This is a genomic window from Rhodococcus huquni, assembly GCF_055231055.1.
In genome coordinates this window covers 46,422-72,164 of sequence record NZ_JBUYWE010000013.1, presented here as the reverse complement: position 1 = coordinate 72,164, position 25,743 = coordinate 46,422, and the positions used below count along the sequence as shown (strand labels likewise).

Annotated in this window: 25 protein-coding genes; 5 read left to right on the top strand and 20 right to left on the bottom strand. The window is 61.0% G+C overall.

The genetic code is table 11. From position 1 onward, the window contains the following. Positions 1-400: 400 nt before the first annotated feature. The 8 genes from ACZI8R_RS19425 to ACZI8R_RS19390 form a co-directional block, all read right to left on the bottom strand. Positions 401-1,003 carry a hypothetical protein gene (locus ACZI8R_RS19425; RefSeq protein ID WP_463381304.1) on the bottom strand — a complete coding sequence of 201 codons (603 nt, stop codon included), beginning with the start codon at positions 1,001-1,003 and terminating at the stop codon, positions 401-403. Between the two features lie 18 nt (positions 1,004-1,021). Then, positions 1,022-2,329 carry a M23 family metallopeptidase gene (locus ACZI8R_RS19420; RefSeq protein WP_463381303.1) on the bottom strand — a complete coding sequence of 436 codons (1,308 nt, stop codon included), beginning with the start codon at positions 2,327-2,329 and terminating at the stop codon, positions 1,022-1,024. Between the two features lie 303 nt (positions 2,330-2,632). Then, positions 2,633-4,555 carry a hypothetical protein gene (locus ACZI8R_RS19415; RefSeq protein WP_463381302.1) on the bottom strand — a complete coding sequence of 641 codons (1,923 nt, stop codon included), beginning with the start codon at positions 4,553-4,555 and terminating at the stop codon, positions 2,633-2,635. Between the two features lie 284 nt (positions 4,556-4,839). After that, positions 4,840-7,242, bottom strand: a complete 2,403-nt coding sequence (locus ACZI8R_RS19410; RefSeq protein WP_463381301.1) for an ATP-binding protein — start codon at positions 7,240-7,242, stop codon at positions 4,840-4,842. Positions 7,243-7,388: 146 nt separating this feature from the next. Beyond that, a complete protein-coding gene (locus ACZI8R_RS19405; RefSeq protein ID WP_463381300.1) occupies positions 7,389-8,033 on the bottom strand; it encodes a hypothetical protein in 645 nt (214 codons plus the stop codon). A gap of 21 nt (positions 8,034-8,054) precedes the next feature. Further along, positions 8,055-8,372 (bottom strand): hypothetical protein, encoded by a 318-nt coding sequence (locus ACZI8R_RS19400; protein WP_463381299.1) that lies wholly within the window; start codon positions 8,370-8,372, stop codon positions 8,055-8,057. Positions 8,373-8,392: 20 nt separating this feature from the next. Further along, on the bottom strand, positions 8,393-9,487 hold the full coding sequence (locus ACZI8R_RS19395; RefSeq protein ID WP_463381298.1) for a conjugal transfer protein: 1,095 nt from the start codon (positions 9,485-9,487) through the stop codon (positions 8,393-8,395). After that, positions 9,487-9,762 (bottom strand): hypothetical protein, encoded by a 276-nt coding sequence (locus tag ACZI8R_RS19390; RefSeq protein WP_463381297.1) that lies wholly within the window; start codon positions 9,760-9,762, stop codon positions 9,487-9,489. The genes ACZI8R_RS19395 and ACZI8R_RS19390 overlap by 1 nt, the downstream gene beginning before the upstream one ends. A 281-nt stretch (positions 9,763-10,043) precedes the next feature. On the opposite strand from ACZI8R_RS19390, the gene ACZI8R_RS19385 reads away from it, so the two are divergent. The 4 genes from ACZI8R_RS19385 to ACZI8R_RS19370 all read left to right on the top strand — a co-directional run bounded on the left by ACZI8R_RS19385 (position 10,044) and on the right by ACZI8R_RS19370 (position 13,952). Continuing rightward, a complete protein-coding gene (locus ACZI8R_RS19385) occupies positions 10,044-11,090 on the top strand; it encodes a hypothetical protein (protein ID WP_463381296.1) in 1,047 nt (348 codons plus the stop codon). Positions 11,091-11,384: 294 nt separating this feature from the next. Continuing rightward, positions 11,385-12,545 (top strand): cutinase family protein, encoded by a 1,161-nt coding sequence (locus ACZI8R_RS19380; RefSeq protein ID WP_463381295.1) that lies wholly within the window; start codon positions 11,385-11,387, stop codon positions 12,543-12,545. Between the two features lie 251 nt (positions 12,546-12,796). After that, positions 12,797-13,003, top strand: a complete 207-nt coding sequence (locus ACZI8R_RS19375; RefSeq protein WP_463381294.1) for an antitoxin Xre/MbcA/ParS toxin-binding domain-containing protein — start codon at positions 12,797-12,799, stop codon at positions 13,001-13,003. 178 nt (positions 13,004-13,181) lie between these two features. Continuing rightward, on the top strand, positions 13,182-13,952 hold the full coding sequence (locus tag ACZI8R_RS19370) for an endonuclease/exonuclease/phosphatase family protein (RefSeq protein ID WP_463381293.1): 771 nt from the start codon (positions 13,182-13,184) through the stop codon (positions 13,950-13,952). A gap of 329 nt (positions 13,953-14,281) precedes the next feature. Here the strand turns inward: ACZI8R_RS19370 and ACZI8R_RS19365 are convergent, their stop codons facing one another. The 11 genes from ACZI8R_RS19365 to ACZI8R_RS19315 form a co-directional block, all read right to left on the bottom strand. Then, the gene (locus ACZI8R_RS19365) at positions 14,282-14,899 is read right to left on the bottom strand and encodes a hypothetical protein (protein ID WP_463381292.1); all 618 of its coding nucleotides are present in this window, start codon (positions 14,897-14,899) and stop codon (positions 14,282-14,284) included. A 306-nt stretch (positions 14,900-15,205) separates the two neighbouring features. Further along, positions 15,206-15,742, bottom strand: coding sequence for a hypothetical protein (locus ACZI8R_RS19360; protein ID WP_463381291.1), 537 nt, complete (start codon positions 15,740-15,742; stop codon positions 15,206-15,208). Between the two features lie 45 nt (positions 15,743-15,787). Continuing rightward, entirely contained in the window at positions 15,788-16,666 is an 879-nt protein-coding gene (locus ACZI8R_RS19355; RefSeq protein WP_463381290.1) for a C40 family peptidase, read from the bottom strand. Between the two features lie 308 nt (positions 16,667-16,974). Further along, a complete protein-coding gene (locus ACZI8R_RS19350; protein WP_463381289.1) occupies positions 16,975-17,589 on the bottom strand; it encodes a hypothetical protein in 615 nt (204 codons plus the stop codon). Positions 17,590-18,758: 1,169 nt separating this feature from the next. Continuing rightward, a complete protein-coding gene (locus ACZI8R_RS19345; RefSeq protein WP_463381288.1) occupies positions 18,759-19,028 on the bottom strand; it encodes a DUF7446 family protein in 270 nt (89 codons plus the stop codon). Between the two features lie 61 nt (positions 19,029-19,089). Continuing rightward, positions 19,090-19,833, bottom strand: coding sequence for a hypothetical protein (locus tag ACZI8R_RS19340; RefSeq protein WP_463381287.1), 744 nt, complete (start codon positions 19,831-19,833; stop codon positions 19,090-19,092). Between the two features lie 521 nt (positions 19,834-20,354). Beyond that, on the bottom strand, positions 20,355-20,978 hold the full coding sequence (locus tag ACZI8R_RS19335) for a 3'-5' exonuclease (protein WP_463381286.1): 624 nt from the start codon (positions 20,976-20,978) through the stop codon (positions 20,355-20,357). Positions 20,979-21,676: 698 nt separating this feature from the next. Further along, positions 21,677-22,552 (bottom strand): hypothetical protein, encoded by an 876-nt coding sequence (locus ACZI8R_RS19330; protein WP_463381285.1) that lies wholly within the window; start codon positions 22,550-22,552, stop codon positions 21,677-21,679. A gap of 78 nt (positions 22,553-22,630) precedes the next feature. Continuing rightward, positions 22,631-23,587, bottom strand: a complete 957-nt coding sequence (locus tag ACZI8R_RS19325) for an alpha/beta fold hydrolase (RefSeq protein WP_463381284.1) — start codon at positions 23,585-23,587, stop codon at positions 22,631-22,633. 2 nt (positions 23,588-23,589) lie between these two features. Then, a complete protein-coding gene (locus ACZI8R_RS19320) occupies positions 23,590-23,739 on the bottom strand; it encodes a hypothetical protein (RefSeq protein ID WP_463381283.1) in 150 nt (49 codons plus the stop codon). 201 nt (positions 23,740-23,940) lie between these two features. After that, on the bottom strand, positions 23,941-24,129 hold the full coding sequence (locus ACZI8R_RS19315) for a hypothetical protein (RefSeq protein ID WP_463381282.1): 189 nt from the start codon (positions 24,127-24,129) through the stop codon (positions 23,941-23,943). A gap of 141 nt (positions 24,130-24,270) precedes the next feature. Here ACZI8R_RS19315 and ACZI8R_RS19310 point away from each other — a divergent pair, with 141 nt between their 5' ends. Continuing rightward, positions 24,271-24,534, top strand: a complete 264-nt coding sequence (locus ACZI8R_RS19310; RefSeq protein ID WP_463381281.1) for a helix-turn-helix transcriptional regulator — start codon at positions 24,271-24,273, stop codon at positions 24,532-24,534. Positions 24,535-24,870: 336 nt separating this feature from the next. Here ACZI8R_RS19310 and ACZI8R_RS19305 read toward each other — a convergent pair whose 3' ends face one another. Next, positions 24,871-25,242, bottom strand: coding sequence for a hypothetical protein (locus ACZI8R_RS19305; protein ID WP_463381280.1), 372 nt, complete (start codon positions 25,240-25,242; stop codon positions 24,871-24,873). Positions 25,243-25,743 lie beyond the last annotated feature (501 nt).

Here is a 25,743-nt window from a genome sequence, read left to right as displayed (position 1 = left end):
CATATCTGACTTCGACCTCATCGGTCCACGCCATGGCTCAAGTGTCGTCCCAACCGACACGAAATCCGGAAACCGACACGGCACCGACACGAAATCTGGAAACCGACACGGAATCGTGGAACCTACATACAAGTCCACCGCCACCCCTTGACAGGGCGGGTACGCTCCGACTGAGGAACGAAGAGATCGAAGGACGGAGCGAACACCCCCCTTACGGGGCAAAGTCTTCTTATCACCGCACGCTGAACACCTCTTCACTGCGGAGCCTCTCGCAGTAGTTCAGATTCCGTTCGAGCACACCCCGTCACCCGGTAGGTCGATAGCCACCCACTGCTCATCGCACAAAAAGGGCCTTTGTATCTGCCGTCCGGCAGATACAAAGGCCCCTGGTTAGCGCGCCTCAGTACGCGGTTTTCATGGGAACACAGCTCGTCACCTTCCACTCGTCGTCCACGAACTCCACCCTGATCCCGACGTCCATTCCAGTGTCGTAGCGCGCCACGAAGTCCGCGACCGACGCGCCCACTGAATGCTCGACCAGCTCCTCCAACGTGCCTTCACTCACTCGGTCAGGGTTGGTTGTTCGGTACGCATCAGAGAGCGCTGGAACCGTCCATCGGCTGACCCGGTCCCACCAGCCCGGCGCACTGTTTCCGAAATCTTGTGCAAAAGCACGAGCAACAAGCTCGTACTGGCGGGCAGGCCCCATCGGTTCATGTCCGTGTGGATCGCCCGTCGCGCGGGAGTCCTGTTCAGTGGTCAAAGGTGCCGTTTCCATGGGCGCAAACGTCGCCGACGTGCCGTCACTTGCCTCACCACTATCTGATGAAGGTCTGGCTAAAACCAAGGTATAAAGCAACCAGCCAACGGCGACGACAATGAGAACCGCCGCCACAGGATGGTGCCTCGTCCAGTGCAACATCGCATGAACCGGACCGCGATCCGGCTCCTTCTTGTCATCACCATCGCTGGTGAAGTCACCTTCCGGGGGCCGAGTAGCCATCGTTATCACCGCTCCTTGTCACGCCTTGAGTCCTTGGTTCTGCAGAAACGGCACCGGGTCCGTGCTCTTCCCATCGATCCGAACTTCGTAGTGCAGGTGGTCACCCGACGAGTCACCGGTACTTCCTACGGCACCGATTTCCGCCCCACTTTCGACCACATCACCAGGACGAACTTTGATTCCGCCGTCTATCTGGTGGCCGTACAGCACGCTGGTGTTGCCATTGGTGATAACGACCTTGTTGCCGTATCCGTCGCCCGCGTTACCGGCTTCTGTAACCGTTCCACCGTTGGTGGCAAAGATCGGGGTGCCGCCGGGGGCGGCGAAGTCCAATCCCGCATGAAACTGAGCTCCAGATCCTGTCGGATTGTCCCGAGATCCATACCCGGACGAGATCGTGTACTTCCCGGGGTCGACCGGCAGACGCGCGTTGCCGTCGCCCACCATGCCTGGCGACGATCCCGTAGCCGAGTTTCCGTACACGCTCACATGCACGTGGTCACGGTGCGCGACGGTATCTGTGCTGTTTCCACCCAGCGGATAGTCGTAAGCGGCCCATGATCCCGGCGAGCCGACTCCATCACCGTTTCGCGTCCAGATCTTCTCGTACCAGATGACGTAGTTGACGCCGAGCGCGTCGGCGTTCTCGACGACAAAGTTCGCGATCTCGTCGCCCTTCTTGCGTCCTTGCGGGGTCCGATAGTCGTCGTCATGTTCGGTCATCATTGCGTCGACAGCACGCCCTTCTTGGTGGTCTCTGTCGACTCCCGATGGTCGCTCTCCAACATTGGCCCATGGGCGGTCGCCGAAATTTTGCGTTATGCAGCGCATGACTCGAAGAGCATCCGGTGTCAACCCTTCTTCGGCGGCATTGCCGGTGGGAGCGCAGTTCATTGCCTCACCGCCACCGCACAGCACTTCTGAGGCAGCCAGGTCGTACCCCTCATCAGCCGACACTTGCCCGCCGCCGTTCGGCAACGGCGGTGCGTCGGCGCTCGATCCACGGTGTTCGGCATACAGTTGGCGAGCCATGATCTCGTCGTCGGCGTAAGCCTCAGGAAACTGCGACTGCTGCACGGTTTGCGCCGCGACGGTGACTGGCATCGACTCCCAGGAAGGCACCTTTGCCAATGCTTCGTAGAATTTGATCGACGCGATCTGCGGGTTCATCAGTTCCTCGAGTGTTCCCCACCACGGATATTGCTGCTGCATGAAGTTCACACTGCCGTGATCGCGGCCGACGCCATCGTTTGGAAACTGCAGCGACCGCGAGACATCCTGCTGATCGGGCCCTAGCCGGGGATCCGATCCGTCGTTCGCCAACATGCGCAATCCTGATTCTTGTAGGGCTGTCGACAGGGCAACCACAATCCCGTTCTCCGGAATACCCATTTGCTCGCCAACTGCCACGATCGTTCGCGCATGTCTACGTTGGACCTCACCGAGCACACTCGGGTCTGTCGGAGCCACTTCAGCGCCCGCCGGCGGATTTGAGCCCGCACCTAGGCAACTCGATCCCGGATCAGACGAAAAGATCGACATGGTCATCAGCGGAACCCAGATGATGAAGGAAGCTGCAACGACGACGACCACGGCGACCAGAGCCGCCCACTTTTTCGTTGTCATGATCTAGCGGCGGCGCGGCGGAGTGACCTCGGCCGGCCGCGCTCGCACTGGCTGGGATCTCGGTACCCGAGACTGCGGTGCCTGGCTTCCTGCCGCTTTCCCAGAAGCAGCGCCGGTGGACGAGTGCGGACGCTGTCTCTGGTTCACCGGCAGCAGGATCGACTTACCGCCGGGTGTGCCGAACTCCCGATAATTCGAACCATCAGGGCCCACCTGTACGCCCTGCTTCGACACACGAACTTGGCCCCGCCCGGCAACAGGATTCTGAGCTGGCACAGACGTCACAGGCTTCTTGATTCCCGGTTTCGCGACATCAGAGTTTCGCAGAATGCCAGTGGGGGTGGCTGCCTTCGGGCCCACCTTCGGTCCCGATGTGGTCGGGGTCCGCGGGTTCTTGGGTGCCGGCTTCGAGGTCTTCGTTGGTACTCCAACTGCAGACGATCCCCCCATTTCCTCGATCTTCTTCGCGATCGCGGAGGAATTCACGGCCTCGGCAGGCGTTTTGGGGGCGTCGGTGTAACTGTCGTCCTTCGACCACTTTTCCTGCTGCTTGGCTTCACTACGCTTTTGCACGACCTTGCCCACCACTGCCGCGGTGGCACCGACAGGCGTGGCGGCCTTGGCGGTTGTCGTTGCCGCCCTGGCGCCGTTGAACGCCGTCTGTCCAAGCTTCTTGCCGCCGGACCACGCGTGCTTTCCAACATGCATCCCATATGCGGCGGTCTGGATGGGAGAGGCAGACGGGGTGGCGCGTGGTATCGCAGTCGGTGAGGCGCCAGGACGGGTGGCCATCTTCGCAGCCAATGCGTCCGACACCTTTCGTAGTTGCTTGAGCGCGCGACGGAACATGACTATTCCGACGATCAATACGATGTCGACGAACATGAACTTCTTCGTCAGATGGTCGCCGTTTCCGTCGAAGAACGAACGGATGACGACGAGATATCCCACCAGAAAGAGGATCGCGAAAACGACGATCACCAATGACATCACCACGGTTGCCATACTTTTCAGCAGTGAGCCGCGGCCTACTCCGGGCAGGATGCCCACCACCAGCCCAGGAATCATTTTCAGGGCGCTCACCAGCGCCGAACCCACTGCGGCGATCAGGGCACCGGCCATCAGGACTCCGAAGATCAGCACGATGAATCCGCCGGGAATCAACACCAACCCGGCAATGATCTGCCCGGGGCCTGGGTGGTCTGCGTAGTCCTTCATCTGTTTCGCGCCCTCACCACCACACCCGGCGATGTTGTCTTTGAGGGTGTCCTTGGTGTTTCCTGGATCGTCCTCGTGTCCGGCGTCCCAGGCTTCGACACACTTCGCCCCGTCAGGTTCGGTGTCGAGCACTCGACCGAAGTTCATCAGTTGGGTGGGTTGACGGATGAAGGTATCCGCCATCTCTCCCTTGAGAGAGTTGACGAGTCGGTCTGGGTCCCCGTCGGTATCCCCACCGTTGGCCAAACCCGCGCCCAACTGAAGGGCGGCATCGCGGGTTTGCATGATCATCCCGTCGGTGCCTGCGATTCGTTCGACTGGATTCGAGAGAACACCTACCGCGAGAGCGGCGACGGCGCACGAGACCATCAGCTCGTAGATCCCTGTCGTGTAGCGGCCTTTCAATACCCACAAACCGATAATTGCAGCGGCAATCACCAGAAATGTCGAAGTCAGGTTCATCTGGTCGGTGATCGATGTCAGTGCTTCGCCGAGAGTACGCACGGGTTCGATCAGCATCTGAAGCCACTCGAAGGACAACGCCCAGCCCATGAACCAAATGGCTACGGTCGTGTATGTGCGGTATAGGTCGTATTCAATGCTGATCAGGATCGAGTACACGGGATAGGTCGGGTGTCGAGCGCTGCCCTCGTCGATCGACATGAAGTACTTCCACACCGATATTCCGTGGCTGTCGTTGACCTCCATCCATTGGAAGATGACCGACCCTGGCACCCCCGCGGAGGTGTCTGCACGCGCGGGTAACGACGTCAGGAGCAAGATCGCACCTATCAGGTGCCAGCCAGCAACGACCCTGGTAGCCACTCGTCGGCAACGAGTAGCCCACATCCATTGCGCCGTCGGCTTCGTAGCTCGCACAACAGTGCGCCGCCAGGAGGCAGGAATAGTCGCTCTGAGGATGCCAACAATGAGCGTGCGAAGGGCACGGCGCACCGATACGTGCGTCGCCGCTCCGCCCGCCGTGTCACTCTTCATGCGTCCACCAACTCCCGCTTGGATTCCGGAGTGGTGAGGACGGCAGCAGCCCTATGCGGGTCGGAGGGCAAAAGAACTTTGATTCGGCCGATGTTGCCGTACACATCGCGCATATACCCCTCACCTCGCCTATGCGGCTCGACGTACTCCTTTCCTGTTTTGGGATCGTGGCCTGCCACTGGTGACGTGTGTTCGGTGAGTTCCTTGAGCAGATCCGGATCGCTCGAATCGAGGTCGAGGAACGCAAGTTCGTTTCTCGCGAGGTTCTTGTCCGTTTGCCTCATCCCGAACCGGGTGGGGATCAGGCCTCGCAGGGTCTCGTTGCCCATGCCCTCGAGCGCATCTTGGGATGCCAACCCGATGAACGCGTTCTCCTTTCGCCCTTCCTTCAGGAACTCGATTGCGATGTCGAGGCCCTCTTCTGATCTGGTCATGCGGTGACACTCGTCGAGGACGAACAAAGCAGGGTGGGGTGACCCGAAGCAGATTTCTCGGGCGATGAGTCCGATCAGTGTGTATGCCGCACGTCCGAAACGCTTTTCGAGGCTCATCTGCTTGAACAGGTGGTTGTGAGTGAGTTCGTTCTGCGAAGGCAGCTTCACCGATTCGGTTCGGAATACGATCGCCGGAGACCGACTGTCCAAGACAGGTAAATCACGGCGGAACATCGCCGCAGCGAACGATTTTGACGCGTACACACGCAGCTTGTTCGCTACTTCCTCATGTCGTTTCAGCTCACAATCGTCGCTCGCCAAGTGATCGAGCAAGCCAGGCAACCCGGTTTCGATCAACCCGTGCTTGCGCCTGTACTCAGGGTCGAGAGCCATCGCCAACGTCACCCCGTGGTCATCATCGGGCTGCATCTGCAGAAGTGGCATCAAGAACGTCGCTGCCACCTCCGCTCCCTTGTGGGGATCGAAGATGCGCAAGGGGTCCATACTCCATTCCGGGTTGGACAAACTCGCAATCGTGGCATCTGTGATTGTCCGAGCGAAGATTTCGTATTCGCCGGCCTCGGTGTGGTCGACGATTACGGTCTTTCCGCCACGATCAACGAAGTCGCCGATGATCGACTTGAGGAGCACCGACTTTCCAGATCCCAGATTTCCGCTGGCGCCGAAGGATCCCGCCACGTCCGCACCCGCAGATTTCGACGCAACATCGTGGTGCACGACGCCGATGCGAGCCGTGGTGATGTTCAATCCGATCAACGGTCCCATCGAGTCTCCGAGATCGTTGTGGGTGCACGGCACATACGCAGAGAAGTCCGAAGAAGTGGTGATCTGCTTGAATTCGTTGACAATCTTCGGCGTCGAGTACCCGGGGTTTGCGGAGCACCAGAGATCCTCTTGAAAGCCCAACGGCGCCACCAATTTGTAGCTCGAACCCTCGAACAGCTTGGCCAACGCGCGCGAGAGAGTCTCGGCCCCCTTGGCCGTGTCCGACCCCACGATGAACATCGAGGTGGACTCGACCTCCACCTCCATCGAATCGGACTCCATTTTCGCCGCGTACTCGGCAAGGTCTTCGGCAGCGTTGTCGAGAACTCCGTGACTGTGCGAGAGCTCTCCCTCGCGCTGGTTGTACTGTTCGTTGAGGTTGATCAGGGCCCGTTGGTTCTTTTTCCGAACCTCTTCCGAACTGCGGATCTTGAAACGAATCGCCCAGTCGATGTCTGCATTCTCGATACTGTCGGCGAGGCTGTAGTAGTCCGCTCCCGGAAACACCGCGCCCCCCGACGGCAGGTCAGCGAGCGCAAGTACCGCCTGATAGCTTGCCGGCGGGTCAGAGACATTCCACGGCTGGTCGACCTTGACGATCCGCCGCAGGCTTGGCGCCTTAGACCTCCAGAAGCCCTTCTCTTCCTGCTGGTCCGATCTCGCCCCTTCATCGAGGCGGGCAGCTGCAAACGAGGCTTTGGTCTTGGGCGGGTGCTCTCCGAATCCGGTGGGGAGGTTCTCGTCCAAGCCGAGGCCTCGTTGCAACGAATGCTGGTGAAGCCAAACGATCTGCGCGGGGGTCGCCGGGGTCGGGCTGAAGTAGGCGGGAATATCGTTCGCGACCAGCTGCGCCTGCGCTCGACGATGCTCGATTTCCTCCAAGGATGGCGGCTTGCGACTCATCCCGATCTGGTCGGTCACCGAAGTGACCGACGCAGACCATGCCGCCTGAAGCTGTTCCTTCCAACCCTTGTTCGACAGGGGGACCGACAACCAGTAGATGCGACGACCTGGGCCATACGCTTCGAGTGTGGCGACCGTGGCTTCGCACTCGGCCTCCCAGTCAGGATGGGCATCGAGGTCTACGCCGGCAGTCATTCGTTGCACTACCGCATAGGGATTCAGACCGGCGCACACGCCCAGCAACAGTGCCTCGCCGGACAAGGCACGAAGAAGCATCTTGTGCATTGTCCGAGCGAGTTCCTTGTCCGAAGTCGGTCGGTATCCGTATGGGATTCCGGTGAGAATAAAGTCTGCCCAGACGACTCCCGAGCGGGTCCATCTCAGGTTCTCGTGTACGACGAGGTTGGGTTGTTGCAGCATTGTCAGACCTCTTCTCGGGTCGATCGCGACGCTGCGGCCATCGCGATGAGCCTGTCGGCGTTGGTCGGTGGAGAGGGGCGATCGGCAGACTCTGGGATCGCGTCAGGGTCGTAGTGATGCCTCGGACTGGAACTGTGAAGGATGAGGCGCCGGCGGATCTTTTCCGACCTCGGCAACCGGTCTCGGACGCGGGAATGGCTACGAGAGTCATCGGTGGTTGCTGGTTCTTGCAGTGGCAAGGCGAAATCGAGGACAAGAACGTCACCGCTCATAGCGCGCGGCCTCGGCTGGCGAGGGACGAGCCCACTCACCTTCGGGGCCTGGACACCGCCGCTGAGTGCTTTGCCCACACCGTGCACCATCGACAGCGGATTTCGGCCGCCAAGCGGAAGCCGACCCAATCCCCACACCGTGAACCCCATAATCACGGCGAAGACCATGAAGTTGCGGATGAACGACCCCGTAGCCCACAAACCTGTGGTCTGCCACAGCACGACGCCCACCACACCTGCGCCGATGAACTGCGTGTAGGTGTAGGGACCGAGCGGAAGTCGCTGGCCGTCGGGTGTCGTTCCGATCAACTGTGGGAACTTGCGGGCCCTGGTGTAGGTCTTGGCGATGCTTCGCGCCTTGTTGTCCTCACTCACAATGCATCACGCTCTGCGTGCTCAGGTGACGTAAGTCGGGTCGACGGATGCATGCCCGTGTGTCGCGGACACCGACATGGAGCTGACTTCCTCTTGCACCTTGTCGGAGACATCCGTGATGTTGTGGACGCCCCAGTTGAGAAGAGCAGCGACGAAAAGCGCACCGAAGATCTTGGCCATGGCGAAGCGTGATATCACGGCGACAATCACAATGCCGATCAACGACACCGCGAAGACGACAACCTGGGTGGTATCGGCGGTCTCTTGGGACTTGTCGTTGACCCACTGGATGACACCCTGGGCAACTACGGGGTCTGCCGCCTGAGCTGCAACGGACATGATGGGGTTCCCTTTCGATTTCAGTTCACTGATGACGGGGTGGTGGATGAGCCGGTAGATGGGACGGACGATTCGGAGCTCGGGGCGGTCGGGGAGGTTGATATCGCAGACGAACCCGACGTGGATCGCGGATCCGGCAACAACGGTTGGGCATCGATGGCGGACACTTCCCAGCGACCCCCGCGGGCAGTAACGGTCAGCGCGTACTGCGCCGTGGTGCGCTCTCCTGCTGACACCGCCAGTTCGGTAGTAGTGAGAAGTCGCGCTCGGTCGCCATCCTTGGGCACCGATTCAGACCCGGCTGAATTGAAGTCCGTATCCGATGCAACGTCGAGCAACTTGACGCCCGAGTACGGGGCCGGATTGATCGCGCGCAGACTCGAGCCTGGAGTCGTATAGCGAGAAACCTCCCCCTCCCCAGACGTCATCGCCGCCAGAAACTGCTGCGCGGAGACTGCGACGGAATGATTGGCCGAGACCCGGTAGCGGTAGCCCAGTGTGACGTCGTCACCTGTTCGCGGGGCGGGCACTGGAGAAGGAATCGCTATTGCTCGCGCCGCACTCTCGTCAGTGATCATGACGGGTACCGCAAAGAATCGGCGCTCGGGTGCCGCTGCCTGGTCGCCTGCATCTGCGACCGACACCGACACCGTGATCGTGAAGACCTTTCGGTCGTCGCGAACCGGCTTGCCGTCGGCGGCAACGCCAGCCTTGACCGCCGCTACCGGCTTGGCTTCTTCGATGCCGGCCACGCGTGGATCGGTAGCTGAGAACGCGGGTGTCGACGGAAGGCGCAGTCCGTCCGTCCGGACGAAAGCAGCAAGCGATGCTTCTTCACCGTTCTTTGCTTGTAGCCAGGTGACCACGAACTCCTGAGCCAGGTCCGACGCGACCGCCTGTCCTTGCGGATCAATTGTCGGCCCAGCTTTCTGTGCGGGCGCAGACGGAGCGGCGCCCCCTACTCCGAAGATGATCATCAGGAACGCCATCAGTCCGGCTGCGATGGCACCGAACAGGCTGTATCTCATCGACTTGGTGATGAGGTCCTGCTTCCCGGTCCACTGCTCGCTCGGAGATTCAGTACGCGGCCGGCGATTCAGAAACGAAAACTTCATCAGGTGCCTACCTGCCCTTCCGGAATCAACGACACGAGATGCAGCCGGTTGGACGTCGTTGCCGCCTGCTCCAACTCCATCCGGCGTAACGCGCTGCGTGCCGCCGCGGATGTCTCCCCCAACAAAAGGCGGACGCGCGCGCCACAGTCCGGGTCGAGGGGATTCGACGACAGTTCCTCGACTGCGGCGCGAATTGCGGCCTGGGTTCCGAATACGAAAGCAGCATCACGCAGACGGTCGGCGTCGGCGCTGTCGATTGATTCGGATGCGGGCATCGAGTCCTCCGGTGATCGTGGTGTTGTTGCCTCTACCCGTAGATAGATCCGAAATTTCGGCGTCTGTGACATCGCCGAACGAGGAATCTGTGGACTGCGTGGAACCTCGACCCGTCACTGACGCAGCGCAGGTCAGACGGGGACGAACCTCCTGCGATAGCTCACCGCTCACGACCGGAACGTGCCGGCGGCGTCCTGCCCTGGCGTTACGGTCTGCCTGATCGTCCTTCTGCGAGCGCGACCGAAACCATCGCGCCATCCACCTGGAGAGGTGTATTCCGATGCATGCTTCCGATCCGACCGACACCGACACGGACGTGTCGACAAGCGGCGACTTCGCCGAAGTCGAATGCGAGTTCTCCGAGCTTTCGGTGATAACCGGCACCCCGACCGGTGATAAGAACGCGCAGCTAGATGGCTATAAGCGTTTGATTTCCTGCTCAGCAGACCAATGCCACCTGCTTGAGGAGCTCGACGTGGACGCCACCACAGACGCCCTGAATTCCCCGTCATACGTCACCTATCTCGACACAACAGATTCCGTCTTCCGCCGGATCCTCGATGACTGGGCGCGCGTGTGCGACGCCACCACGACTGCCAACGAGCTCGCGCGGTGGCGTACGGAATTTCCAGCGCTGAGCCCCATCTCAGCGCCAGCAGATCTGTCGGTAATGAGTAAGACTTCGCCGGACACACTGTTCTCAGCACTGTTGACATTGCATCAGTGCGGCTCACAGTTGGCCGGACAAGCACTTCTGACCCTCATGGTTCCGAAACTGCGCAGGCTGACTCGACACGTTCACGAAGGCCGCAACGACCCCAGCACGCACGCTGAACGAGCATCCATCACCGTGTCGGCTTTCCTGGAGGTCATCGCCACCTTCAAAGGCACCGGAAATAGTGTCGCGGGCGCGCTAAGTCTCCAAACCTTGGGGATCATTACCCAGCCCTCGATCTCAGTCGAAACGTTTCCAGTCGACACAGAAATTCTGTCAAGCTTTGCCCCAACGGACGAGGGCGCCTTGACCTCGTCCGAAGACGACGCAGACAAACTGTTGCGCTGGGCGGTACGGACCGATGTCATATCAGCCCTCGACTGCACCCTCCTTCGACTCGCATACCTCACGGAAGAAGGCGCGGACCTCAACGCACTGGCAGACCGCTTCCACCTCTCCCCAAGCGCACTCAGGCAACGACTACACCGCACAGTTGCTGCCGTCCAAACCTCCGTATGCGACGCCTTGGACATCGCTAAGCCGAAGAAGAAGGCCCGCCGAATACACGCCAACAGTCGAACACTCACGCCACCACTGACCCTTGCAAGCTGACGGAAATCGAGACAGGACACGTAAATGAGTGCGAGAACGAATCTCAAACGACTGCTCATCCCCGCCACCGTTGGTGCTCTTGCTATCGGAATTGCCACCGTCCCAGCCGCCACCGCGAACCGCACCGAGCCTGCACCCCGTTGTCCAGGAAATCTTCTGATTTCGATACCTGGCACGACGGAAACCTCAGAATCCGCCGACCCGAATGACGCAGTTGGACAGCTGTCGAACGTTACCGAGCCTCTGGAACAGCAGTACGACGCCGCCACATTCCAGAGCTGGTACACCCCCTACATGTCGCTCATAGTCAACGACAAAGCGGAGACGTACGGCACCAGTAAGAAACAGGCGATCGACGTCGCATCGAAGGAAATCGCGGACCGCGCCGCCGAGTGCCCCGACACCCAGTTCGGCCTCACCGGATTCTCACAAGGAGCAGACGCGGCCGGCGATCTGGCCGGCCTCATTGGCCGTGGCGAAGGACCAGTGCCCGCCAACCGAATGTTCGCCGTTGGCTTGATGTCCGACCCCGGCACACAAAAGGGGGTTGGAAAAGCACTCGGCGCTCCCACAACCGGCGTCGGGTTCGCCGGCCCACGACCCGGAGGATTCGGGGAACTCAATGACATCGCCGCCCACGTCTGCACCGACGAGGACCTCTACTGCAACACGCCCGACGACAGCATCGGAACACAGTTCCTCGGCTCACTAGGCTCTCGAATCGACGCCCAAGACCCCGTCAAGTCAGTCGCAGGCGTTGTCACCACACTCCTCGGAATCGACGGAGTGCCGATGACATCGACGCTCGCTGAACTCAACACCAGCGTGAAGCAGGGAAACCTCGCGGCCCTGCCACAGCTGGCACTAGACCTGTCCACTCAGGTGTCACAGCTCAGTGCAGAGGTTGCAGGAAAGGCGGTGCCAGGCTCTGACACCGCAGCACTCGCCGACGCCATCGCACACCTTTCTGACGCTGCAGCACGTGGCGATATTGTTGCCATTCCAGGAATCGTCGCCGACCTGGCACCGAAAGTCATTGCCTTCGCCTCCGAGGTAGCGAAGACCGTCGGAGACGTTGTGTCGAAGCTGCCCATCAACGAGTACGCAGCAATCGGCGCAACCGTAACGCGGATCTCCGCCAATGCGGCTATGCAAAACTACGCCGCACTACCCATGGACCTAGGAAAGCTGGTCGGCCAACTCAACAACGCAGTGCGTAAAACCCTTCGCGCACTACCACTGGATCAGTTCCCCATGCTCAATAGGATGGCCGACGAGCTGACCCCAGGACGTGTACTGGACGAGGTACTCAACTACGCGACATTCCTCGCTGTCGACACCCACAACTCCTATGCCACCTCCCCCATCAACGGGTCCGGCCGGACAGGAGCAGAGGAACTCGTCAACTACTTCCGTACACAGATCGACAACGGCGGGCGAGAGTTCGCGGCCTAGAACGACTCGCGGCAACAACGACAAATGTGGGGCGTACCGGAGCCGGTGCGCCCCACATTTGTGCATGACGAGCCGAACGAGGTTCAAGCTGACCAGGAAGCCACCGAACCACACTTCGTCACAGTGACATTTCTGTCCGGTTAGACCGCTACCACCAGATCTGGCCGAACCACGCAATGACGGTGGTGCTCGAATGGGTACCGCCCTAGTGTCGGAATCGAACGGCATGAGGTCAATAGGAGGTACGGCGGATGTCGGACAGAGCGCATGCAGCGATCGACCTCAACCACATACGGACGCGCGCACACATGATCTGGGGTACCCAAGCTGCCGAAGACTGGCTAATCAGTTCAAACGCCTTCCTCGGTGGTGCTCGGCCTATCGACGTAATCGAGACCGGTAACGCCAGCCACGTGCTCACGGCGCTCGAAAGCGAAGCATGGGGCGGGTCCCCCTGAGTTGAGCCGGTCCCCGCGCGAGCAAGAATCAGAGCGACAATACCGCTGCTAGTCCCTAATACGGGGCCGCCCAAGCTCTCCCCCACAAATCTGTCAGACCAGGCTGCGACCATATGCCAGACGACGAGCCGCAATGGGTAGACATGGAGGAAGAAGTTCGGTGCACAGCATACGGGCAGTGTGGTGGAACACCCGCGGCCTAGCTCCAGGAGAGAACGCTATTCCCGCCATCGAGGCCGCGGGCTGGACCGATCGCTATTCAGCAATCGGACTGAGCGAGGTGAACGTGCTACCTCGCCACCGCGAAGTATGGCAACGCTGGGCCGCAGAGATCGGCTGGACCATCGTTCTCTCCCCGCAGATGCCGAAGAAGGGGCGCGCACGCGCCGTTGGCCTACTGACCGCGCCGCACGTAGAGGTGCGGTCGATTGTGTTCGATGCGCGGCCCCAGCACCCGGCTTACCCCTTTGACGACTACGGGATGTCAGTGCTCGCTCGAGTATCCGCACCAGAACCGATGATCATCGGATCTACCTATGCTTACACCGGCAACCCCGGCGCCGCACTCGCGCTACTTTCCGCAACGCGCCAGTTGGCCGGCCACGACCTGGCCGTCATTGGTGGCGACTGGAATCTGATCCGAGCTGACCGAGTCAGCGCACCACTGGGAGGAGCGGGGGCCCACGCGTTCGACCAGATTGCCAAGAGAACAGGCTTCGTAGACTGCCCCCCGCTTCGGACCGACTGCACCTTCGGGTGGACCCCCACCTGGCCGATCGCCCGAGGAGCTGTGGACCGACGCAACCCGACGCACCCCCGACAACTCGACCACGTCTTCGTCGAACAGGCGGCCCACGCTCGCATCACGACAGCAGTCGTGCACGTCCCGCTTCACCCTGACGGCGCCATTCGAGGGGACCACTTTCCAATCGAGGCCACGATCACGTAGTCCGGCCCCAAAGCCAGGCCGCACCTGAACTGGCGATAGTGAGACGACCCACGCGGTACCGCCGGACCACGACCAGCATCAACGGGCATCTTCTTCCTCGCCTGCTGAATCCGGCCGGGCCGAACTAGCACGCCTTACGAAGTACACGCCAAGGAACGCCACCAAGGCAACGACAACAGGTACTTCGATCAGCCAAAGCGACCACTGCCCCAGTTCCTGTGAGCGCCGTTGACTGCCCAACAGGTGCACTGTCACTGCAGCGAGGAGATAGACGGCGACCACGTGCCGTGCCCGCAACCGCGGCCCCGTCCCCAACTGTGAGACCCTCCTCATTTCTCACCGTCCGAGAGTTCCGGAACAACCATCAACTGGCTACTCCTCCCCGCCTCCGGATGGGGAGGAGGGGTGCTACCTGCGTACTCACTGAGTCGGTCAAAGCACTGTGCGGCCGCATAGGCCGACCCCCATGCTGTATTCAAGTCCCCCAACGGGATACCCCAAAGGCGGCAACAGACAGACAGCTTCGGAATCGTCGTCGGCTCCATGCCGAATGCTCCCGCCGTCAACGCACCGATCTCGGCAAGTCGATAATGCCAGGCGGCGGAATAGCCGGAAGTGGTCAGCAGACGGTCGAGGAACGCCGCAGAGAACTGGGGGTAGGCACCTCCGACAGTGTTTCCGCGGAGTCCTGCGGCCAGATCCGCCAACTGCTCTGCAACGACTTCATCGGCGATTGCTGCGCGCTCGAGCAAGCTTTCACGCGTGTATCCGAACGAGTTCAGCGTGTCGGTATCCGAGGACTCCACTTCGGCGGCCGTCAGCCGGCGGGCGATCTGCCAACTCTGACCAGTCCGAGTGTTGACTGCTGCGACGTCGACGATGCTGTGAACCAGTGGGTCACGCCCCGTTGTCGTCACGGCAACCACTATCAGATCGCGATTCATCATGCGAGCACCCCATCAAATTTGCGTTCGGACAAACACTCCCTGCAACGCATCCCAACCCTCACCTCTATCTCCATCGGCCCCTCCGTTGTCCGATCCCTCAGTACGCGGCCATACGTTTGTGGCCGAACTACCATTCCTTCAATCCTCTCGGGGTTGCCTGTGCCAGGAACGCTATCCGGACCCCAGGACACTCACAGAGCCGTATTCAGCCGAGCCCCTGGTACAAGGAAAAAACCGTGTACACAACAACATTGGGCGCCTCACCCACGAGAGTGAGACGCCCAACGCGTTTCATGCCGTCGACAACTACGCTGCCTGAGAATCGTCCCCACTCTGGACCTGCGAAATCATCCGGGCGGCAACGGCCCCCGACACTTTCAAGGAACGCGAAACAGTATCGACCGAACATCCACGCTTGCTCAGCTCGGCACAGTAGGCGCGGCGATCGACCCGGCGAACGTAGTCCGGCCCGATTCCCGCGATCATGCGATGAATCACGACGTCGTCGACCACCACGTCCTTATCCGGCCGTACAGGTAATGCCGCAGGATCGTCAATCGCATCTTCGTCCCAGTCGAAAGGAACCTGCCAGCCGCAGCGTCGGGCACGCTCACGGACAATCGATGACGTCCCCGGAATCATCTCCAGGCGCGTGAACTCTGCAGCCACCCGCAAGGCGGACTCGGGCCGCACACGCAACCCTGCGGCTGCAGCCTCAATTTCAATCTGCGGCAGTCCGATCTCATGGGCGAGCCTGACCGAAGGCCACCCCAACGCCATGAGCGCACGAACTCGTCGCGCTACGCCGACCTGCGTAGGTAAAACAGTTGCCACCGTCGGCATATCGCCCTCCTCTCGTAAGTCCTTCTGCGCACACTCCGATGTGGATCAGCTGATGCGGACAGGAACCATATCGGCACGAACATCACTGATCTGCACCAACTGCCCGGTCTGCGGTGCCTCGATCATCCGGCCCGATCCGAGATAGATCGCCACATGATTGGCACCGTCGGACTGCCAGTTGCCGAACAGCAAGTCCCCTGGCTGCGCCTCGGACATCGGAATCGCCACACCCGCTCTGTACTGGATCTGAGACGTGCGCGGGAGTTCCACCGCACCACCGGTGGCCTGATACACAGCCCATCGCACCAGAGCAGAGCAGTCGAAACCCGGGTTCGGGCCGCCGGTGCCATCGCCCATGGTCGGCCCATCAACAGCACCACCTCCCCATTGGTAGGGCAGACCGATCGCTTTGAACGCTTCGGCAATGATCCGATGGGCGAGCTCGACATCCCGGGGATGCGCAGGATCGAACACCAAATTCGGTGCCGTCAAAGCACCCGGCTGCCAGTGGTGTGCGGGAATATGCGACGGCGCGGCATCGCCTGTCGGCGAATATGCCGGCGGGAGCACTTCCGCCGATTCGGAGGTCTCCAGTGCTGGTTCCGGCGCCGGGGTTGGCGTGGGAGCGGGTCCCAGCGGCACCGGAGCCGGTGCTGGTTCCGGCTCGAGAGGCAACTCCGGCACGGCCTGCTGAAGCTGCGCGTCGATCTCCGCAACGGCCTGATCGATGATCTGCTGCTGCGGTTCCGGAACATACGTTTCCACGAACTCCTGAACTTGTGGAGCTACGGCTTCGACGGCCTGAATGCCCTGCTGCTGAACCTGCTCCACCACTGGAGGCGGCACTGCTGCTCCAGCACCACCCGCTGCGGCACCGACAGCGGCGGATCCCGCGACAATCATCGAAATCGGATCGAACGTCATCTGACTCCCTGCTTCCTTCAGCTCCTTGGGCGCCGCTAGGACCAACAGCGCATCACTGGTACAAGCAGAAAGATAAGGGGCCATATGGACGCTCAGAGCAGTCCCAATGCAGGAGAAGGCTCGCACATCACCCAGTAGCACGACTGTGACCTGCACAGAATGCAACAACGACGGAGAAGCGAAGGCCCCGAAAAAATGCGAAAGCCCCCGGAGCCAGGGTGAACTCCGGGGGCAACTTACATCACATCATGGCCAGAGCCATAGCGACGTCGCATCCTCAATGCCCCGACAACTCGGAGCACCCAACGTCACGGCGAATCACATCTAGGGGTGTCGTTCCACACTTGGTCGAAACTGACCTTCCAGCCTGCTGGATCCGGCCACGACAAATTCTCCATCGACGGCTTCGACAAGATCGCGTCAGGACGACCAGGCTTCTCCACACTGACGCCGTCACGGCCCTTCCGCTCGTACTCGGACCAATCCACACAAACTCGAAGCGAAGCGGTCGCCTTACCCGGAATCGGTGCACCCAACTCATCTTTCGGTGCCACAACCTCCGATACCGTCGCCCCGATCACCTTGACTTCGCCGCTCCCCACCACACCATCACTTCGCCAAGCTTCGATCTCCCGCCGCAACACATCGACCATTGGCTGCCCAGCCACACGATCCAGGCGGGCGAGGTCCGCTCCAGGTTCCGACTCCACTGCCACGCGCTCAGAAAAGTACTTCGGAATCGCAGCCACCGCTTGCGTGCCAGCCTGCTGCTCTGGTGACGGCAACGTCCCTTCAGCACCTGGTAGCCCCTGCTCAGTACCGAAGACGACCGGATCGGACGCAGAATCCGAACCCGAACATCCAGCCACCGAAAGCATCACAGCTGTCACCCCGATCAACCATCGCCACGACGCCGCACCCATAACACTCCTTCATCCGAACACGAATGCCCACGGGACATCTTATGGCGCAGAGTAACCAGAGATAGGGACGCTCAGCGTCTTGGGCTTCCGCCGACAACCCAAGTACCAATAGCAGTCGGCACACAAGTCACCCAGATTCAGACGGTGCGAACCGTTACCGCGCAGCCTCGTCGTGGTCGGCCAAGGGGAACTGCAGAATCGACCGTTCCGAATCGAACTGACAGGGGACGAACCAGAATGAGCGACTCCGCGACGCCCCTCAACGTAGTTTGTCGAAGTACGCCTAGTTCGAACTACGCCGCTCAGAGCAGCCCCATATGCAGTTGGTGTGGGGCCAATGCTTCCCTCATCAACCCCACACCAAGCTAGCTGCCAGGCAGAGTGCACCACCCGCGCCGCCACCCCAGAATACACTAATATAGAATATATGTTCGATATCTGTGTGCGATGCCATTCGAAACTGCGGAGAACAGGAAACCCACCCGAACGCGAACCCGACAAGCCCGCGCGGAGGAATCGACCCACCCACCCCTCACGTCACGCTCAGCCATGAAAGATCACTGGGACGATGGTGCCTACGGCCGCCGCACACTACATCGATTCGAACCCCCACGCCCAGTTCTCGTCGACATGAACGCCACGCTTCCTGGCGGCGTAGGGAGATCACCATTAATGCCGGCCAGAAAGTTGTACGTGACCGGTTCGGGAGTGAGATTCGAACCGGTCATGCCCGGCCATCAGGTCGCCTGGTGCCAGCAAGACACCGCGACATGGTGGGCGGTCTGCGAGATCATCGCTGCCAGTTCCAACGAACAGTCGACAGTGACGATTCAGGTGTGGACCCGAGCAGAGCACCTGTACCTCGACACTCTCGCCAACCGACATCGACTCGGTCTAGATGAGCGGCGACACACACACAGGTAGTGGACCGACGATCTAACTCAGGGACCCGGACGACACCCGCTCGCAACGTAGGTTTCACCTCACCGCCCCTGGGGACGATCCGGTCACACTCTGCGATCGAATCCATCTCAAAACCCCGGCCACCGACGCTGATACTGCGCGTCGAGTCGCACCCGGTGCGGACAGCAAGAGTGTCACGGTAGCGGTAACCGCCCTGACCAGCGACGGGAACCCATATCACCAGAACACCGCCTCAGCGTTTCCTGTCACACCGACCTATTCGAGACTGCATCCACGTCTGACGTGAGACGTTGCACGTCGATCCCGTACCGAACCCCGTCGGGTGTGGTGATCCACATGCCTCCCTCGCCGTCTTTGTCGGTCGGATGGTTCGCGAGCACGTACTCAGCGACCGCGTGGACCGCGGGATACGACGCTTCTTCTTTGCCGTCAAGAAACTCGCTCTGTGCCTTGTTGATTCGACCGATGTAGATCTGATTGGAAGGCTTTCCGAACTGGATACCGAACTTGGGCATTGTCGTGTCCCTTCATTTGTGGCCTGATTGCGTTAGTCGATGGGGTTTCGGAAATCGTGCCTCAGTGCTGGTGGTGTAGCAGCTGCAGGTCGCCCGTCAACACTGAGATGTGCGCTTCGATGCTCGCTCGCAGCGTTTCCGCGTCCGCGGTGAGTCGGTCGAGGTGCTTGGCCGCGAGTGCGTCGTGCCCCGTCTGAATGAGGAGATCGTCGACCGCCGGAATCGCATCGGAGCTGCGGTCTATCACCTGCAGTGCCAGGTATTCGTCGTTGAGTGCGTGCAATTCGAGGGTGTATCGGTACAACGCTGCTACCCGCTGCTCGAGGCTGCCATAGACGACATCGAGGCTGTCGGTGACAATCTGCCGTTGACGTCGAGCCGCCTCGGCATTCCCGCCGGCACCGACAGGTTCGGGGCCCAGGGTGGCAGCGATCTCGCTGATCTTCGATGCGTGCTCGAGTATCTGGCCTGCCTCCGCTTCTGGATCGAATTGGATCCGGTGGGTGGTCAGGAACTCGGACTGCCATGCTGGGTAGCCGCGGACCGCGTCGAGCATCGCCGTCGCCGCCGCCGCCAATCGGTGCTCACGCGTTCCGTTCGTCGGCTCCACACGCCGCACACTTGCACCTTCGAGGCGCTGAAAATCTTCGGATGTGAGTTCGAGCTCGTGAGATCTCTTCGCACAGGTGCCAGCAATGGAACCCACCCCACACAGGACTGCGAGGGCCGCCGCGACCTCGTTCCGTCCGGACAGCAGAGACACCATGACCCCCAGGAGGAGCACGTAAGTGAGTGCACGCAGCACACCACCGACGGTGGTGAGAATCTTGTCGCCAACGCTTCGCGTGTCCGCCGGCGCGGGATGCCCTTGCAACCCAGGAAGGTGCGAATAGATCAAACGTTCCTGATCGCCCGTCAACGCGAAGTCGGCGGGAACGGGATCACGGGATAGGGAGCCAGCTTGGGCTTGCCTCTCAATCCGACGACGGGCCTGTTCCCTATACGCCCGGCTGCCCCGAATGAGGGCACTGACCCCACGTGCGTGATCTGGATTCGGAAGACCCTGTTCGACCCGCCTGCTCAGCTTGCCCCGCAGACGTACGTCGAGCCGCGCGCTATCGACCTCCCACCGGGCAGGCAATTCGACCGAATCGAGTGCCGGACCGCCGACCAGTTCCGCAATCTTTTTCTCAGACTGCGCAATCCTGTCAGTCGCGGCGGCAAGTTCCTGCGCAGCGGCCGTACTGACCCAGTACTTGACATCCTCCCGGCCATGACCGACCGAAATTCCTCCAACTTCGCTGCGGACCGCACCCCTCATATCAGTCACCCTTTCCCTCCCGTGCATCCACTCTGCAGTATTCGTTTCACGACAGGGGCGAACACACCGCGCGTGCGGTCAATCGGCGTTGCACCCTGGGTGCTTCGCCCGTGAGCAAGGGCTATGAGGATGTCGCGAGTTGCGTTCACGTCGCCGAGAGCGCGGTGCGTAGCACCCAGGCGCAGGTTCCTTCCGGCCTGCTCTGCGGTGGTGCGGGCGACCATGACGCAATCCCAGCTGCCGCGGCAACTGATGTGTTCGAGGTTCAGGTGGTAGCGATCGTTGTCGGCGCAAATGCGGCCGTAGTCAAAGTCTGCACTGTAAGCAAGGATCGTCCGCCCGCCTGTGATGTCCTCGACCTGGTGGGCAACTGCGGCCCAGGTGGGCGCGTGGAGGAGTTCGAGCGCGGAGATACCGTGAACGGCTTGCGCGGGTGCTTCGATCCGGACAGGGCCCGGGTCTACGAGGGTGTCGAGGAGAACTTGCCCGGTGGCGGCGTCGATGATCGCAATCTCGATGATCGCCCCATTGAACCCAGTGGTTTCGACGTCGACGATCACAGCTGCGCCGGGAGCGAGCATGCGCTGCGCCCACTGTTGGGTGCTGCTGTCGACCCTGGGTGCGCTCATCCCATCTCCTCGTTCCTTGAGTTGCAATGTTTCTGCGAGCACCGACATTGCCGGTACAGACCGACACGAATCCGAGACAAACTCCGAAGTGCTCCCAAACTGGTCGGAATCAACTACCCATCGAGTGCCGAGGCTCTCGTAGACGGCCCAATTTCATATAGATCCGGATCCTGCCGACTCTGTGACGAAGCGGGCCAAGAGATCGCGGGCCACACCATCCGGTCCGCGTCACTCACAGCAACATCAGTCTTCAGAGTGTTCCCGCGACCGAATCCGAGTTCGCCGACACGGTTGGCCGACACATCAACCCTCTCAAGGGCATTGCTAGTCCGGACGCTTGTGCCGAACTCGGTATCCACACCCGTGATTTCTGCACCGACCGACTTGCTGTGACGTGCACGAGCATCCTGCTCCTTGCGCACCTCGCGTATCAGATCGAGCATTTCGTGGTGAGTGCCAATCGGATGGCGAATCGTCCGCTCTTCGTGGTACATGCAGTAACTCCCTTCTCTCGGGATCGTCTGGGACTTTCCCATTCGACCAGTCTGACGCCTTTGCCTTGTATAGATCCGTGTCATCCCTTCTGTGTGACATACGGGAGGCGCGAACTGTGTTCGAACCTGCGTGTCATCACTCCACGAAGCGGGTCATCTGACGGCTGTCATTGGTAGCGGGCACATTGCCGGGCCTATGGCAATCTACGAACGGACAGCTCGATAACCCGCGAGTCGGGCCGAGGTCGCATCCTTCAGGTCGGCCGCGAGCGAAGTATCGCGCCGGCGATGGCCGGACGTATGCGCATCCAAATCCTGCTGTGCACGCTGGTACCCGTCGAGTGCCTCGAGTTGAGCACGAGACTCCGCAACGCTGAGGTCCTGCGCTTCGAGATCCGCAGTAATTGTGGCGGCCTGCTCCTGCGCAGCCGTGAAGTGGGCGAGCTCGGTGCGAGCACCGGCGAGGAGATCGGCGTACTGACGGTAGGCATCGCCGATCGCGGGAATCACCCCTGCACGCTCCGCCGCGGCCTTCACTTCCTCGGTCTGCCGGTGCAGACGGTGGGCACGGTGAAGATTGTCGGCGTAGCACCATGCGGCGAACTCACTGCCGGCGAGCTCCCCCAGCCACCCTTCACGGTAGGCACGCGAGTTGTGGAGCTCGTCGAGAGTGGCGCAGCCTTGCGCAAACAGAGTTCTGACCTCTTCTGGGCTCTCTTCGAAATCTGACGTTCCTATCGTGTGCTGGTCTCGGTGACGTGCGCGGACGGCGCCGAGATGATCCGCAGCGAACTCGCATGCGAAAAGCAGAAGCACGGCAGACAGGAACACCCCGCCGGAAAGCCGCCCGGCGAAGTCCGCCCGTGAATGGTCGCGCGACAGTCCCACCACGAGCCACATAGTCAGGTTCACAACAAAGCTGATAGCTCCGACTGCCACCGCGGCGTCTGCCGCAGTCCTCAGAACACTCTCGGGGCGCCCCGGCTTCACCGGATGGCACGGATCGTGAACGTGGTATCCGTCCGCGTCAGGGCACACGAGCGGGTTTCGTATTCTCGTCGACCGTCGAGTCATCGTCATTTTCTGTCCTTCTGCTTACGTCGTGGCGGCGGTGCCGACACCGGGTGTGTGCACAGTTCGCCGCACATCGGCGGATCTTCATCGGGCGACCCGCATCGGCATACTGCTGTCGTGAGTGTTGTTGCGGGCGGCGGTGACCCGGTCCACAAGTCGGGAGAGGATCGCGCTGACCTGGGTGGGGCGTTCGTGGATGACCATGTGTCCGGCGCGGTCGACGATCGTGAGATCACCGTCGGCCAATGCGGCCGCGATGGTCTGTGAGTGGATCGGCGGGGTCATCAGGTCGATGCTGCCGCAGATGATCGACACGGGAATCGGGCGGATCAGGTCGAGTGCCGCGCGTTCGTCGTGCTGTTTGAGGGTGTGTAGGTATCCGACCATGGTCTCGAGTGCGACGGCACTGAGCATGGCGGTGCCGATGGTGCGCATCTGGCCGGTGGTGTGGGTTCCGTAGCCGACGCCGTGGATCAGGGGCCGGCACACGTACTGACCGACCTTCCTCACCCCGTTGGCCACTCCGGGGACTGTGGACACTGTTGCCCTGACCAGGCCCAACAAAGGGCTGTTGAGGCTGCGGCCGAGACCGTGGAGGGCGAGGTCGCCGGCAGAGGTGGCGATCAACGCCATGCCGACCACATGGGTCGCAACTGCGTCCGGGTTTTGCCGGATGTGCGCGAGTGCGGCCATTCCTCCCATGCTGTGCCCGATCACGATGGTCGGTCCCGTGGACGCTTCGTCGAGGACGGTGGCGAGGTCGCGGCCGAGGCGGTCGATTGTGTAGGTGTCCATGCGGGTGTTCCCGGAATCGCCGTGGCCGCGCTGGTCGTAGGCGATCATCCGGATCTTCGGGCCCCACATGCGATGCAGATGTGCGAGCTGGAAGTCCCACGCGGCGGCGCGTAGACAGTGCCCGTGAACGAACACCAAGGTCAGCGGTGCGTTGCGGGGACCGTACTCGTGGACGGACAAGGGAACTCCGTCGTCGGTTGTGATGGTTCGTGTGCGGCGCGATCCACGCAGCGTCGAGGGGGCCATGATCACGCCTTTCCTGCGAGGACGACCACGGTGAGCATGGCGCCGAGGACGACCAGGTAGCTCATGATCACGACGAACGTGGCGAACAGGATTTGGGCGATCGTTTCGAACTCGCGGGCTCGCCCGGTGGATAGACTCTTGCTGCGATTCATGACGGAATCCTTCTTCCGTTGTGGTCGAAGGCCCTGGTCGGTGCTGGAACACCGGTCGGGGCCGCTCTTGGTTAGAGGTCTTCCCGCTTTTCGTTGCGGTGCGCACTCCGATACGGCGTTGAGGTAGGGCTGAGCCGGTCGCGGACCGTGGTGAGTTCGGTGTTCACAGTTGGCCTTCTTCCGGTTTTCCGCACCTACCAGTCAGGCAGCAGCGAAGAATGCGGTCCTCGGGATCGTGATGTCTTTGGCGGCGGCTTCGGCAGTGGTGTGGTCGGCGAACTTGACCAGGGCGCGCACGGATCCGTCCGGTCCCGGGAAGTATTCGATCACTGCGTCGATTCGACGTGCTGCCTGAAAATCGTCGGTGCGGTGGGTGATGTGAGGGTTCATCTGTTTCCCTCTCGTGGGCGGCTGATTCCACGTAATTATTACAGTAGTCTACTGCAATTTACAACAGATCCGGCAACCGGACTGCCCCGCAGCAGGCCGCCCCTCCAGAAATTGCAGTAGAAGCCTGTAATATCACTGTCCATGGACACCCGCGGCCTGCTGACAACCCACCAGGTCCTCGAACTCTTCACCGCCGAAACCGGCAAAACCATCGCCGAGCGAACATTCAGCTCCTACGTCGCCCGCGGCCGCGCCCCCGCGCCAGTCGAACGCATAGGCGGTTCGCCACTGTGGAATCGCAGCGACATCCTCACCTGGATCCGAAACCGCCAAGGAACAGCAGGCAGACCCCGCACACCCTCACGCCGCACCCACGCAGCCCGCAAGCGCAACGAAGACACCTGACGCACAACGGATCCGATACTGGACCCCCGACACGAAATCGGCCGTACCCGCCGCGTACGTAGCGCTATTCGATCTCGGCGGCAACACCCCGCGATGCCGTCAATTACCTCGTACACAACACCACTCCCCATTCAGAGTGCAGCCAGCTGTGGAAGCACCTTCGACATCGGCAACTCCAGCCTCGTTGTCCCCCTGGAAATATTTCGCCTCTCAACCTACAAACGGGTGCTCAGAGACCGTGAAATATTCGCACGGCGAACCTATATTCCAGGCATCGTGACCAGGGTGTTCGCGTTGACCAGCGGCCCGGCTTCGACCCCACTCGGCGGACACTCATCAAGAGATCTCGACGAAGGCGGTGGCGGCAAAAATGACACCCGCAGCGTCTCCCTCACGCAGAGCAATCACCGGGGCTAGTTCGTTCAACCTCGGGTTTGCGCCGATGAACCAACTGCGTGCGACGCTGGCGCCTTCAGTGGCGCTGATCAGACGCCACACTCGGTGTGCCGCCCGCAAACGCTTCTGGTGCTCTGGCCGTGGTTCCGGCCCGTCCTCCTTCGCCCACCGATGTGGGAGCTTCCTGTCTCGAATCCCCGCGAGGGTCGCGACCAGCGTGGGACCGAGATGACTATTGAGCTGTCGCGTCACCTCGTGGATGTCCATGCGCGTCGTGACCGCGTGGGTTTCCGCTGCGAGGGCGTGGGACATGATCTCACCTTCATTTACGAACTCGAACACATCCGATGGGCAGCCGCAGCACTCCTGGTCGGAGCGATATAGCACATCTACCACATTGCTACTCAAATGCCACCCTGATACAACCGCTGGTGTGGCGGTGGACCGACCGACACCCGCTACCGCTGGCTCCACTTAACCGCGGTTACTTCGACCTGGCGCAAACGTGTTCAACCGTTCAAACCCGACAGGTGAGGCTTAACCGTGGCAAGTTGGACGGCCGGGTGTTGCATGTAGACCCGTTCGGGTCTACCGTTGCGTTGGGTTACGCGGCTCGTGCCGCACCGCACATCCCAACTGGAGCAAGAACATGTGAAACCAGGTACCGAACAACGAACCGGAGAGCCACCCCTTCGGGTGACGACGAATGACGGAGCACGACGTGAACAGTGCCGTGGTGAACCGCAAGGGCGGGGTAGGGAACTTCCCCTCACCTTCTACTTCACAGCGGATCGAACCATTGACCAACCCTAA

What these genes read in the sequence shown, in the direction of transcription:
- ACZI8R_RS19365 (WP_463381292.1), bottom strand. Translation starts at nt 14,899, where the DNA reads ATGATGAATCGCGATCTGATAGTGGTTGCCGTGACGACAACGGGGCGT.
- ACZI8R_RS19310 (WP_463381281.1), top strand. Translation starts at nt 24,271, where the DNA reads ATGGACACCCGCGGCCTGCTGACAACCCACCAGGTCCTCGAACTCTTC.
- ACZI8R_RS19345 (WP_463381288.1), bottom strand. Translation starts at nt 19,028, where the DNA reads ATGCCCAAGTTCGGTATCCAGTTCGGAAAGCCTTCCAATCAGATCTAC.
- ACZI8R_RS19380 (WP_463381295.1), top strand. Translation starts at nt 11,385, where the DNA reads ATGTCGCTCATAGTCAACGACAAAGCGGAGACGTACGGCACCAGTAAG.
- ACZI8R_RS19395 (WP_463381298.1), bottom strand. Translation starts at nt 9,487, where the DNA reads ATGAAGTTTTCGTTTCTGAATCGCCGGCCGCGTACTGAATCTCCGAGC.
- ACZI8R_RS19330 (WP_463381285.1), bottom strand. Translation starts at nt 22,552, where the DNA reads ATGACGATGACTCGACGGTCGACGAGAATACGAAACCCGCTCGTGTGC.
- ACZI8R_RS19350 (WP_463381289.1), bottom strand. Translation starts at nt 17,589, where the DNA reads ATGGGTGCGGCGTCGTGGCGATGGTTGATCGGGGTGACAGCTGTGATG.
- ACZI8R_RS19385 (WP_463381296.1), top strand. Translation starts at nt 10,044, where the DNA reads ATGCATGCTTCCGATCCGACCGACACCGACACGGACGTGTCGACAAGC.
- ACZI8R_RS19375 (WP_463381294.1), top strand. Translation starts at nt 12,797, where the DNA reads ATGTCGGACAGAGCGCATGCAGCGATCGACCTCAACCACATACGGACG.
- ACZI8R_RS19410 (WP_463381301.1), bottom strand. Translation starts at nt 7,242, where the DNA reads ATGCTTCTTCGTGCCTTGTCCGGCGAGGCACTGTTGCTGGGCGTGTGC.
- ACZI8R_RS19425 (WP_463381304.1), bottom strand. Translation starts at nt 1,003, where the DNA reads ATGGCTACTCGGCCCCCGGAAGGTGACTTCACCAGCGATGGTGATGAC.
- ACZI8R_RS19305 (WP_463381280.1), bottom strand. Translation starts at nt 25,242, where the DNA reads ATGTCCCACGCCCTCGCAGCGGAAACCCACGCGGTCACGACGCGCATG.
- ACZI8R_RS19320 (WP_463381283.1), bottom strand. Translation starts at nt 23,739, where the DNA reads ATGAATCGCAGCAAGAGTCTATCCACCGGGCGAGCCCGCGAGTTCGAA.
- ACZI8R_RS19315 (WP_463381282.1), bottom strand. Translation starts at nt 24,129, where the DNA reads ATGAACCCTCACATCACCCACCGCACCGACGATTTTCAGGCAGCACGT.
- ACZI8R_RS19400 (WP_463381299.1), bottom strand. Translation starts at nt 8,372, where the DNA reads ATGTCCGTTGCAGCTCAGGCGGCAGACCCCGTAGTTGCCCAGGGTGTC.
- ACZI8R_RS19355 (WP_463381290.1), bottom strand. Translation starts at nt 16,666, where the DNA reads ATGACGTTCGATCCGATTTCGATGATTGTCGCGGGATCCGCCGCTGTC.
- ACZI8R_RS19360 (WP_463381291.1), bottom strand. Translation starts at nt 15,742, where the DNA reads ATGCCGACGGTGGCAACTGTTTTACCTACGCAGGTCGGCGTAGCGCGA.
- ACZI8R_RS19335 (WP_463381286.1), bottom strand. Translation starts at nt 20,978, where the DNA reads ATGAGCGCACCCAGGGTCGACAGCAGCACCCAACAGTGGGCGCAGCGC.
- ACZI8R_RS19415 (WP_463381302.1), bottom strand. Translation starts at nt 4,555, where the DNA reads ATGGAGGTCAACGACAGCCACGGAATATCGGTGTGGAAGTACTTCATG.
- ACZI8R_RS19325 (WP_463381284.1), bottom strand. Translation starts at nt 23,587, where the DNA reads ATGGCCCCCTCGACGCTGCGTGGATCGCGCCGCACACGAACCATCACA.
- ACZI8R_RS19390 (WP_463381297.1), bottom strand. Translation starts at nt 9,762, where the DNA reads ATGCCCGCATCCGAATCAATCGACAGCGCCGACGCCGACCGTCTGCGT.
- ACZI8R_RS19420 (WP_463381303.1), bottom strand. Translation starts at nt 2,329, where the DNA reads ATGTTGGCGAACGACGGATCGGATCCCCGGCTAGGGCCCGATCAGCAG.